The sequence below is a fragment of the uncultured Tateyamaria sp. genome, from assembly GCF_947504105.1.
Taxonomy (GTDB): domain Bacteria; phylum Pseudomonadota; class Alphaproteobacteria; order Rhodobacterales; family Rhodobacteraceae; genus Tateyamaria.
Genome location: NZ_CANNGP010000008.1, coordinates 92,631 through 104,157, shown reverse-complemented (window position 1 = coordinate 104,157; position 11,527 = coordinate 92,631). Strand labels below are relative to the sequence as shown.

At 59.9% G+C, this 11,527-nt stretch carries 12 protein-coding genes and 1 tRNA gene; all 13 read left to right on the top strand.

Features of this window, described 5'->3' with window-relative positions; genetic code table 11:
- Positions 1-98: 98 nt before the first annotated feature.
- The 13 genes from Q1A75_RS07750 (at position 99) to Q1A75_RS07690 (ending at position 11,494) form a co-directional block, all read left to right on the top strand.
- Positions 99-713, top strand: coding sequence for a hypothetical protein (locus Q1A75_RS07750; RefSeq protein WP_299552013.1), 615 nt, complete (start codon positions 99-101; stop codon positions 711-713).
- A 33-nt stretch (positions 714-746) separates the two neighbouring features.
- On the top strand, positions 747-1,280 hold the full coding sequence (locus tag Q1A75_RS07745) for a hypothetical protein (protein WP_299552016.1): 534 nt from the start codon (positions 747-749) through the stop codon (positions 1,278-1,280).
- 92 nt (positions 1,281-1,372) lie between these two features.
- On the top strand, positions 1,373-2,548 hold the full coding sequence (gene tuf, locus Q1A75_RS07740; protein WP_299591955.1) for an elongation factor Tu: 1,176 nt from the start codon (positions 1,373-1,375) through the stop codon (positions 2,546-2,548).
- Between the two features lie 413 nt (positions 2,549-2,961).
- On the top strand, positions 2,962-3,801 hold the full coding sequence (locus Q1A75_RS07735; RefSeq protein ID WP_299591957.1) for a MaoC family dehydratase N-terminal domain-containing protein: 840 nt from the start codon (positions 2,962-2,964) through the stop codon (positions 3,799-3,801).
- Complete coding sequence (locus Q1A75_RS07730; protein WP_299591959.1) at positions 3,798-5,036, top strand: CoA transferase; 1,239 nt, start codon at positions 3,798-3,800, stop codon at positions 5,034-5,036. The genes Q1A75_RS07735 and Q1A75_RS07730 overlap by 4 nt, the downstream gene beginning before the upstream one ends.
- Positions 5,037-5,085: 49 nt before the next feature.
- Positions 5,086-5,161, top strand: a tRNA-Trp gene (locus Q1A75_RS07725).
- A gap of 438 nt (positions 5,162-5,599) precedes the next feature.
- On the top strand, positions 5,600-6,307 hold the full coding sequence (locus tag Q1A75_RS07720) for a hypothetical protein (protein WP_299591961.1): 708 nt from the start codon (positions 5,600-5,602) through the stop codon (positions 6,305-6,307).
- Positions 6,308-6,410: 103 nt separating this feature from the next.
- Complete coding sequence (gene secE / locus Q1A75_RS07715) at positions 6,411-6,608, top strand: preprotein translocase subunit SecE (protein WP_299591963.1); 198 nt, start codon at positions 6,411-6,413, stop codon at positions 6,606-6,608.
- 168 nt (positions 6,609-6,776) lie between these two features.
- Complete coding sequence (gene nusG / locus Q1A75_RS07710) at positions 6,777-7,310, top strand: transcription termination/antitermination protein NusG (RefSeq protein WP_299591965.1); 534 nt, start codon at positions 6,777-6,779, stop codon at positions 7,308-7,310.
- A 205-nt stretch (positions 7,311-7,515) separates the two neighbouring features.
- Positions 7,516-8,694: an OmpA family protein gene (locus tag Q1A75_RS07705; protein WP_299591967.1), complete on the top strand. Its 1,179-nt coding sequence runs from the start codon at positions 7,516-7,518 to the stop codon at positions 8,692-8,694.
- A 187-nt stretch (positions 8,695-8,881) separates the two neighbouring features.
- A complete protein-coding gene (gene rplK, locus Q1A75_RS07700) occupies positions 8,882-9,307 on the top strand; it encodes a 50S ribosomal protein L11 (protein ID WP_299591969.1) in 426 nt (141 codons plus the stop codon).
- A gap of 1 nt (position 9,308) precedes the next feature.
- Positions 9,309-10,007, top strand: coding sequence for a 50S ribosomal protein L1 (rplA, locus tag Q1A75_RS07695; protein WP_299591971.1), 699 nt, complete (start codon positions 9,309-9,311; stop codon positions 10,005-10,007).
- 518 nt (positions 10,008-10,525) lie between these two features.
- A complete protein-coding gene (locus Q1A75_RS07690; RefSeq protein WP_299591973.1) occupies positions 10,526-11,494 on the top strand; it encodes an LLM class oxidoreductase in 969 nt (322 codons plus the stop codon).
- Positions 11,495-11,527 lie beyond the last annotated feature (33 nt).

Genomic DNA, 11,527 nt, shown 5'->3' with positions numbered 1-11,527 from the left:
GGATACGTTATGATATATGCGCCGCTTCGCACCCGACAATTGCGCCGTCGTCGCAGCTGGGGTATCCGATATGCAATAAAAACGGGGAGAGTGCAGGAATGATACGTTGGGTTTTGGGCCTTGTGTTGCTGGCTGGACTGTCGGCATGCGCCAGCAGTCGCGATCTCGGTGATGCTCCGGTGCCGCTGGGGGACTTCCGGCTCGAGCATAACATCGTGATTGCCGACAAGGCACAGCGTGGGCCGCTGAGTCGTGAAGCAACCGATGAACAGCTTGCCGCGGCAGTCAAAGACGCGATGGCGGAACGTTTCGGGCGCTATGACGGGCCAAGCCGCTATCACTTCGGCATTTCCGTCGAAGGGTACGTCCTTGCCCAACCGGGAATCCCGCTTGTTCTGGCGCCCAAGTCCGCGCTGATCTTGAATGTCACGGTCTGGGATGATGCCGCCGGGGACAAGCTGAACGACGAACCCGAACAGATCACGGTGCTGGAAACATTTGGAACCGCGCCGGTCATCGGGACAGGCTACACAATGACAGCCGAAGAACAACTCAAGGAATTGAGCCAGAACGCCGCCAAGGCCGTCGAGCGTTACCTGGTAAAACAGCGGAATGAGGAGGGTTGGTTTGCGCCGGACGCTCCGTCGACAGACGCGCTTGATTCTGAAGAAAACGCAATAATCGAAAATACGGACGTCCCCACCGAGGCTTAGGATGGCGCATCACAATGAGAGGAGTGCGCTACAATGAAACGGGTCTTACATCTTGCCTTCTGTCTGAACGTAGCCTTTGCCTTGGCTGCGTGCATGACCACGGCACCGGCAACTGGATCGCGCGTCGGCCCTGCTGATATTGTGGCCAATGTGGTTCGGGTGGATACCTCATCGTTTATTGGTGTCGAAGGGCGAACACTGGATATCCCACCAGAGAAAATCGCCAGCGATATCATGCGTGCGCTGGGGCGTCGCATGGGGGCAGGCGGGCCGTCCAATGCGAACATCGACATAGCTTTGCAGCGTGTGCGTTTGACCTCTCCCGGATCAGCTTTTGCATTTGGGGGTCCCAGCTCGATCAAGGCCGAGGTGGCGGTGACGGATGCGCAAACAGGTACATTGCTGTTCGGACCCGAAGTGGTTCTGGGGACATCCGAGTTTGTACGTCTGCCCGGCGTGATCGGCGTTGCGACCAGCCCGTCGCCGGAACGGGACTATGACCAGACGGTCGAGGGTTTTGCCGTTGCGGTCACCGCCGCCATCAAAGGACCCGCGAACGGCGCCTAACCCCGCTTGATTTTCCTGCTCATTCACAATACATGCCGCGCGGAGTGAACCACGGGTTCCGACCCACAACTTAACAAAGGGCGTCTTGAGAGATGGCAAAGGAAAAGTTTGAACGTACGAAGCCGCACGTTAACATTGGCACGATTGGTCACGTTGACCACGGCAAGACGACGCTGACGGCGGCGATCACGAAGTATTTCGGTGATTTCCAGGCGTATGACCAGATTGACGGGGCGCCCGAAGAGAAAGCGCGCGGGATCACGATCTCGACCGCGCACGTGGAATACGAGACCGACGCGCGCCACTACGCCCACGTCGACTGCCCCGGCCACGCCGACTACGTCAAGAACATGATCACCGGTGCCGCTCAGATGGACGGCGCGATCCTGGTTGTGAACGCGGCTGACGGCCCGATGCCCCAGACGCGCGAGCACATCTTGCTGGGCCGCCAGGTTGGCATCCCGAAGATCGTCGTGTTCATGAACAAGGTGGACCAGGTCGACGACGAAGAGCTGCTGGAACTGGTGGAAATGGAAGTCCGCGAACTGCTGGACACCTATGAATACCCCGGCGACGACACGCCCATCATCGCGGGTTCCGCGCTGGCGGCGATGGAAGGCCGTGACAACGCGATCGGCGAGGACAAGATCCGCGAACTGATGGCGGCTGTGGACGAATACATCCCGACGCCCGAGCGTGCGATTGACCAGCCCTTCCTGATGCCAGTCGAGGACGTGTTCTCGATCTCCGGCCGTGGTACGGTTGTGACCGGTCGTGTCGAGCGTGGCGTGATCAACGTGGGCGACGAGATCGAGATCGTCGGCATCAAGGACACCCAGAAAACGACCTGCACGGGCGTGGAAATGTTCCGCAAGCTCTTGGATCGTGGTGAAGCGGGCGACAACATCGGCGCGCTGCTGCGTGGTATCGACCGTGAAGCGGTTGAGCGCGGCCAGGTGCTGTGCAAGCCCGGTTCGGTGAACCCGCACACGAAGTTCGAGGCCGAAGCCTACATCCTGACCAAGGACGAGGGTGGCCGTCACACGCCGTTCTTTGCGAACTACCGTCCGCAATTCTACTTCCGGACGACGGATGTGACGGGCACGGTTCAGCTGGCCGAGGGCACCGAGATGGTGATGCCGGGCGACAACGTGTCGTTTGGGGTTGAGCTGATCGCGCCGATCGCGATGGAGCAGGGCCTGCGGTTCGCGATCCGCGAAGGCGGCCGCACCGTCGGCGCCGGCGTCGTGTCCAAGATCACTGATTAAAATCAGCGGCAGGGGCGGAAGGTTCATACTGGATGCCACCAGCCTGAGGCTTTGAAAGGGGCGGCCACATGGTCGCCCTTTTTCACGCAGTACCACGCGCCGATGGTTTCCAAGCGGGGGGAATCATTTTGGTTTGATCGACGCTGATACGCGTGTCTCGATTGCCGTGAGGTTCGGCGGGTGCGAGACATTAAGTTACAAATTTCCCGCCCTGGACGAAATTTTTTGGATGCCGGCATCTCGGTGCTGCATCAGCAAACTCAACCGTAAACCCCTTGATATTGCACAATCCTCCAAATGCTGCGTCTGCGAAGATGCCGCTTTGGTATACGACGGTATTCATCTAAGTCATTAAAATATATTGATTTTTTCTTCCATCTCTCCACCCTTAGTGAAGAGCAAGGGAGGGCATCATGGACCAGGTGAACGTAGATGCGTGGGTCGGACGAAGCCTGTCGGACGTTGGCGGCATCGACCAATCGATGGCCGCAAAGCTGCACGCCACACTTGGCAGGTCCGATGACCTATTACCCCGTGCCGGTGATCTGCTTCCCGCCCTCTGGCACTGGAGTGCTTTCGTGCCCGTGGCCCATACGGACCATCTCGGCGCTGACGGGCATCCTGCGCCAGGCGCATTGCTGCCGCCGCTTGGTCTGCCGCGCAGGATGTGGGCTGGGGGTGCTCTGAGCTTCCACGCACCGATCCGCGTGGGCGACATATTGCACCGGCATACGGCCGTTAGTTCGGTAGATACAAAAACCACGGCGTCCGGTCCCATGGCGTTCGTGACCCTCGATCACAGAATTGTCGGGCCGCAAGGATTGGCCATCGAAGAACGTCAGGACATCGTGTATCTGCCAATGCCCGAGCGCTTCACGCCACCAAAGAAGCGACCAATGCCCGCGGAAACGACCGAACGTGCCGACATGTCTGCGACGCTGCTGTTCCGGTACTCGGCCGTCACCTTCAACGCGCACCGGATCCACTATGATCTGGACTATGCCCGGTCTGTCGAAAAGTACCCCGGTCTGGTCATTCATGGCCCGTTGCAAGCCGCGCTGCTGATGCGGCACGCCATCGAGACAAGACAGCGCCCACCAAGTTACTTCGACTTCCGGGCCGTGCACCCCCTGTTTGTGGGCACGTCGCTCGACATCTGCACAACAGAAGAAGATGGCGTTCTGTCCCTCTTCACAGGCCAGCGCGGGCATCAGGGCATGCAAGCCACCGCGATGTGGGAGGACACGCAATGACAATCTTGTCCGGTATGCGCGTTGTCGAACACTCCGCCTTCGTGGCGGTACCACTCGCGGGCATGACGTTGGCCCAAATGGGGGCCGAGGTGATCCGGGTCGACCGGATCGGCGGTGGTCTCGATGCAGGGCGCTGGCCTCTTGCGCCCTCTGGCCAAAGCCTGTTCTGGGCTGGTCTGAACAAGGGTAAGAAATCCATTGCCGTCGACACCCGCCACCCCAGCGGCCGCGAATTGGTGCAGCAGCTGGTTGCTGCACCGGAGGATGACGCGGGGCTGTTTCTCACCAACCTGCCTGCGCACGGCTGGCTGGATCATGATACGCTGCGCGGCCTTCGGGATGATATTGTCACGGTCACCCTGTCCGGGGATCGGCACGGCAGGCCTCAGGTCGATTACACCGTCAACCCGGCACTTGGTGTGCCACATATGACCGGGCCGGAAGGGTCACATGACCCGGTGGCGCATGCCTTGCCCGCATGGGATTTGATCGCTGGCAACATGTGCGTGTCTGCCTTGCTGGCCTCTGAACGGCATCGTTTGCGGGGCGGGGGTGGGCAGCAGGTTCGGCTTGCACTCAAGGATGTTGCTGCAGCCGCGATCGGCCATCTTGGCATGATCGGCGATGCAGCCCTGAACCCCTGCGACCGCACAAGGGCGGGCAATGCGCTGTACGGAGCCTATGGCCAGGATTTCGTCTGCGCCGATGGCCGCCGTGTCATGGTGATCGGGCTGACTGACCGGCAATGGCGTGGTTTGGTCAAGGCCACCGGCACGCAGAATGCCATGGACGCGCTGGAACGCCGCTATGGTGTGTCGCTGCAGAATGAGGGCGAGCGGTGGCGGCGACGGGCAGAGATCACCGACATCTTACGCCCATGGTTCGCTGCGCGGCGGGTGTCGGACTTCCGTGATAACTTCGACCGTGCAGGGCTGACATGGTCCGAATTCCGCACGGTCCGCGAAGCCTTGGCCGAGGATCCCGACCTCGGACCGGACAATCCGATGTTCGAAATGCTGAACCAGCCGGGCCTTGGCCGCTTCCCGGTGCCCAGGCACCCTGCCAGCTTCGGCGTGATGGAACGACACCCGGCGGTGCCGGCACCAGCCCTCGGGGCACATACCGAAGAGTTGCTGGGTGACGTGGCCCGCCTGTCGGACACGGAAATCGCCCATCTCTTCGATGCCGGCATCGTCCAATCCAGCCGTTACCATACTTCGCGAACAGCAGCCTGAATTCACCCTTGCAAACCGCGAACGTGCCGCGTAATTCAGTCCAGCGCGAAGGGGTATAGCTCAGCTGGTAGAGCGACGGTCTCCAAAACCGTAGGTCGCGGGTTCGAACCCTGCTGCCCCTGCCACCACAACACACTCTTCCACCACTCACAGGAAAACGTCCCCAGGATCGTGTGTTTTTCGCATGGTATGCTTGGCTGTTGCCGGGGCAGCCTGTTCTGAGACCACGCGCCATGGCCCTGCCAATACCCCAACGTCCGACCGGGATACGATTGTGGCGCGCGGTTCGGACCTGAAACCGACTCACCTAAATGCGCCCAAACTGTGGTCGAGGTGTGAAAACACCGACGCTGTAGGGCGCGTTTCAGAAACAGTCAGGGCTGCGAAACAGCGTTGTTCCGGTTCCCGCCCCAGTGCCTTTTTTCGCCACATCTCTGACACGTGCGCCGCACATTCCAGCCCTAGCTTTGCCTCATCCGCACCGCGCGGATTAGTAAAAAATGCCCGATCTGCCCGGGCTGATAAATGGAGCCCCAATTGGTGTCGGGGCAAGGAAGCTGTCGATGAAATACACGTTGATCCCCGGTCAACCTCACACCGCAAGTGAGGAAGAGACGATGTCGATGATCCGTTCGGTCCTGACGGACGAAGGTGGCCCATCCAAGCCGCAGCCGCGCAAGACCAAAGCGATACAAAAGGTGGCGCAGCGCGGCGGTATAGGCCAGCACGCCGCCGATCGGACAGACGCGCCACGTGCATTTGACCAGCGTGCATCGGAAGCTGCACCGCACCGTCGTGCAACAGATCTGCCAGAATTGGCACCCGACGTGCAGGTCCAGAAACGTGCGCGCATATTCCGCCCCTTGGCAAACGTGATCGCGCAGGTTCGTGGATTTCAGCCCAGAACACGCCACGTCGCGCTTGCCAGCGCCGCATTGCTTTTTGTTCTGCGTCCGCACTGGTTCGTGATCGGAGCCGCCATTGCCCTTGCCCTGGTTGCGGGGGCGTTCCTCACCTTGGGGACAGATCGTATCTGGACTGCTATCATGGGCTGGCTGAACCAGGTCGAGGCAAAAGACACGGCACGTGCTGAAGAATTGCGCGTGAAACTCGATGCATTTGCCTATCGTTGGGACAGCGTGCTTGATCTGTTCCCGGACGGTATGGTTGACGGCCTCTATATGCCTGACTTCCAGGCCCTGCAGATGGCCGAGGCCGAGCATCAGGAAGTTGTGGCCGACCGTTTGCATAGGATGGCACAGGAAAGCTGACACCGCGCAACACGCGTGGTCGGGCAAGGCGGGCGCAATCCCGCCTTGAATTCATTCTTGACTGCCGTTACATGCGGTCCATCCGCAGCAAAGGACATGATCCATGGCCACAACCAACCCACTTCAGTTCATCCAGCAGGTTCGCTCGGAAGTCGCGAAAGTGGTGTGGCCGACCCGGCGCGAGGTACTCCTGACCACTGTCATGGTCTTTATTCTCGCGGCTCTGACGGCTGTGTTTTTCGCCCTTGTTGACATCTTGATCCGTGGTGGGCTCGAGATGGTGTTGACGACCTTCGGGTAACGCGTAACCCGCGCGACCCTCTTGCACTTTGATATGGTGCGGAGTATTTCCCGATCCTGATCTGAAACAGGCGCGCGGCGATTCGAGCCCCGCGCCGCTTTTTATTCAGGGCGGTGGCACGAGCTGCTGCACGACACGTAACAAATCGGGCGAGGGGCCAGAAACAAAATGGCGAAACGGTGGTATTCGGTCAGTGTTCTTTCGAATTTCGAAAAGAAGATTGCCGAGCAAATCCGAACCTCGGTCGAGGAAAACGGCCTTGAGGATCAGATCGACGAAGTGCTGGTCCCGACCGAAGAGGTGATCGAAATCCGTCGCGGCAAGAAAGTGACGACCGAACGCCGCTTCATGCCCGGCTATGTGCTCGTGCACATGGAAATGTCGGACCAAGGGTATCACCTGATCAACTCGATCAACCGCGTCACCGGCTTTCTGGGTCCGCAGGGCCGTCCGATGCCGATGCGCGACGCCGAAGTGAACCAGATTCTGAACCGTGTTCAGGAAGGTGAAGAAGCGCCGAAGCTGATGATCAGCTTCGAGGTGGGCGAAAAGGTCAAGGTCAACGATGGTCCGTTCGAGGATTTCGACGGCATGGTCGAAGAGGTCGACGAGGACAACCAGCGCCTGAAAGTTACCGTTTCGATCTTTGGCCGCGAAACGCCAGTCGAACTTGAATACACGCAAGTCACCAAACAGATCTGACCGGATCGCTGAACTATTTGAAAGGGCGCACGCAAGGGCGCCTTTTTTGATTCTGTGCATGAAAAAATTCAGAAATTGAAAATTATCCACAGGATAATCCACAGGCCCTGTTGACGAAGGTGGCGGATTGTCGCCTACTGGTTGATGCAGACACACGATGTAGATGTGCCATTGAAGGCCGAGCAGCGTATCTGGGGGATATTCTATGGCATTGACGTATTTGCGGGACAGCCTGCCGTGGCTGGTCCCATCTGCCGCAATTGTGTTTGCAGCATCCGGATTTCTGGAACTGGGCGGAGGGGATGCTGACGCGCCGATAGGTGAACAGACATTTACAAGCGCAGCAGCTACATCGGCTGTGCAGCCCCAATCCACGCAAACCACCGCCGTGTTGCCCGCGGCCGTGACCGAGGTAGAAGAGGTTGTTGCGCGTCAGGCCGGACCCGAAGCAACACTGACCACCGTCGGCACATCCAGTGCCCAGGCACAGCCTCTGGCCGGGGCAACATTCCCTCAGTCTGCGCCTGCCGTGCAAGCGGTGCCCCAGCGGACTGCCGCATTGGCCCCGGCCCCGGCTGCCCCGTTCTTCAATGCCAACACGTTTGGGGTAGGGGCGCAGCAGCAGTGCATGGAGGATCTGCGAACCATGGCTGGTCAGGCGCGCGTCTACTTCCCAAGTGGTGGTTTGAACGCGGACCAAGGAGGGATCGAGCAGGGCCGCCTTTTGGGTCTGATCGCACAAACCTGCCCGGGCGTGCAGATTCAGGTTGAAGGACATTCGGATCCGTCTGGTGATCCGGCCGCGAACCTGCGTCTCAGCCGGGCCCGCGCGGAGCAGGTCATCAAACTGATCGGTGCGTCCGGTATCGACACCAGCATGTTCGTTGCGGAAGGTCTCGGGGATCGCCAGCCGTCGGGCGTTGTTGGGGCACAGCCCAGCTCTTACTACGATCGCCGTGTCGAGTTCTCGATTGTTGACAACGTCACCCGGGTTGCGGTGCGCACGCCTGCGGTCAGGCAACCCTGGGCGACCGCATCCTGCGTGACAGAGTTGCAGCGCGCCGTTGACAGCACCACGCTGTTCTATGCGCCACGCTCCGTCTCGCTTGGGTCGGGTGATCTGGACACTGCCATGGGGCTGGCCACCCTGGCCATGGAATGTCCGCATGCCCGCCTGCGCGTGATTGGCCACCATGCAGGTGATCTGCAAGCCGGTGAGGGTGTGGCAACAGGCCTGCTGCGTGCCAAGGCGCTGATGGCAATGCTGGTGGGCCGTGGGGTCGCTGCGGAAGAGATCATCATCGCCGCACCGTCCCGCCCCCTGAACGACGCCGGTCTGCCCGGTAGCCGCGTGCGCTTCGACGTGATCCTCGAAGAGGGCTGACAGCCTGTCCCCGCGGCGACAAACGTGAAAACACACTTGTAATTTGGACAGGAGCGCTGTACCCGGCGCTCTTGTTGCATTTGCAGCATCCCATGTGGGAGGCGCGGCGGTCGCGACCGCCAGACCAGACCACATCAACATAGGCCAAGGAACGCGTTCTGCGGCTGTTTGAAAAGGAGATTGGCACATGGCCAAGAAACTTGCCGGCACCATGAAATTGCAGGTGCCCGCCGGTCAGGCAAACCCATCCCCGCCGGTTGGTCCGGCCCTGGGTCAGCGCGGCATCAACATCATGGAATTCTGCAAGGCGTTCAACGCCAAGACCGCAGATCTGGAGCCCGGTGCGCCGTGCCCGACCGTGATCACCTACTACCAGGACAAATCCTTCGCCATGGATATCAAGACGCCCCCGGCGTCCTACTATCTGAAAAGGGCGGCCAAGGTGAAATCTGGCGCGAACAACCCGTCGCGTGAAACCGTGGGCACCGTGACAGCGGCCCAGGTCAAGGAAATCGCCGAAGCGAAAATGAAAGATCTGAACGCCAACGACATCGAAGGCGCAATGCAGATCATCCTGGGCTCCGCCCGCTCCATGGGCATCGAGGTGAAGTAAGATGGCAAAGCTTGGAAAACGCACAACAGCGGCCCGCGAAGCCTTCGCCGGCAAAGAGAACCTGACCGTCGAAGACGCGGTGGCCCTGGTCAAAGGCAACGCCAAGGCAAAGTTCGACGAGACCATTGAAATCTCGATGAACCTGGGCGTCGATCCCCGCCACGCGGACCAGATGGTGCGCGGCGTGGTTGGCCTGCCCAACGGCACGGGCAAAGATGTCCGCGTCGCTGTCTTCGCCCGCGGCCCCAAGGCCGAGGAAGCGCAAGCAGCCGGTGCAGATATCGTCGGCGCCGAGGATTTGATGGAAACCGTCCAGGGCGGCACCATCGACTTTGATCGATGCATCGCGACCCCTGACATGATGCCCATCGTGGGTCGTCTGGGTAAAGTGCTGGGCCCCCGTAACCTGATGCCGAACCCCAAGGTTGGCACCGTGACCATGGACGTCGCAGACGCCGTGAAAGCGGCCAAAGGTGGCGAAGTTCAGTTCAAGGCCGAGAAGGCTGGCGTCGTGCACGCAGGTGTTGGCAAAGCGTCCTTTGACGAAGCCAAACTGGTCGAAAACATCCGCGCCTTTGTTGGTGCCGTGGCCAAGGCAAAGCCTGCCGGTGCCAAGGGGACTTACATGATGAAAGTCTCGCTCAGCTCGACCATGGGTCCGGGCGTAAGCGTCGATGTTGAGAACGCCGTTACCGAGTAATCGGACGGAAAGATGATGTGGAATGGCGCGTACCCGGTGGGTGCGCGCCATTTTTCTTGTGTTTGTCCCCGCGGGGACAAACCCTTCGGCCAAGTCACTGAATATTAGTGATTTTGCAAAAGCCCCAGACGATCAGAGGCTTGACCCACCGGACGGTGCCTTTGCCGGATTTTTACCACTTGCGAGGTAGCCTGCCCCCCGAAACGGGGCGGCTTCGGGGTTCCGTGCAAACATCATGTGCTGCTCAGGCTGCCGTCGATGCGAAGACGCGTCTTTGAATACCCGGTTTTGAGCCCGCAATATCGATGGCTGCGCGTGGCATGAATGTCAGTGCAGCGCGGAAGGCGGACTTTGAAACCGCCCAGGTATGTTTGGTTCATCTTCTTGTTGCCCGGGCAACAGGACATTGCTTCACAGTCATTGCGTCCAGCGTAGTAACGACCTGCCGTGCCAATTGGGTTTCCTTGCTCAGCGATTTGTGACCATCTGTGGGACAACAAGTTCGATGACACAGTAAGATGCACGGAAGTACCCACACCAAACCCCCTTTCCCACAATTCAACCGGGCTTATGCCTCTGCCTTCCAGCCGGGGCGGTTGACTATCGGACTGATCACGCCTCTGGAAGCCTGTCTGGATGGGGACGTCCCCACACTTGAGCGTCATATCGAGCGTGTCAAGATGGCCGAGGCATTGGGGTTTTCTGCGCTCTGGCTTCGGGATGTGCCGTTTCACGTTCCGTCTTTCGGCGATGTCGGACAGATGCTGGACCCGTTTGTCTATCTCGGAACCCTGGCGGCGATGACCAATACCATTGGGTTGGGTATCGCCAGCACAATCCTGCCACTGCGCCACCCCGCACATGTTGCCAAGGGTGCGGCATCCGTGGACGTTCTATCGAATGGGCGCATGCTGCTTGGGGTGGCCTCTGGCGACAGGCCCGAGGAGTATCCGGCGCTGGCCATGGATTACGATACCCGCGGGGCGCGGTTCAGGGACAGCGTGGATTATATCCGCGCGACCTTTGACAGCTTTCCGAACCATGAAAGTGGACAGGGACGACTGAACGGACACATGGACATGCTGCCCAAACCGACCTCGGGCCGTGTCCCGATGTTCATCACCGGCGGCGCGCAGCAATCCCCGGTGTGGGGGGCGGAAAATGGCGATGGGTGGATCACCTATCCCCGCAAGCTAGAGGCACAAGAGCGCGCCGTGGCCGAATATCGCGACCGCGTCTCGGCTGTCTGCGATGTGAGTAAACCCGTCATTCAATCGCTTTATGTCGACGTGATGGCCAAATCCACGATGCCTGCGCGGCCCATCGCGCTTGGATACGCTGCAGGCACGGATTTCCTACGTGACCACTTGAAGGCGCTTGAGGCGATCGGCGTGAACCATGTCGCGCTGAACCTGCGTTACAACAACGCCGATATCGAACAGACGCTCGAACAGATCGCCAAGGAAATTCTGCCTGCTTTTGCATAGGAACAGCTGCCGCAGCGCCACTATGACGCCAGA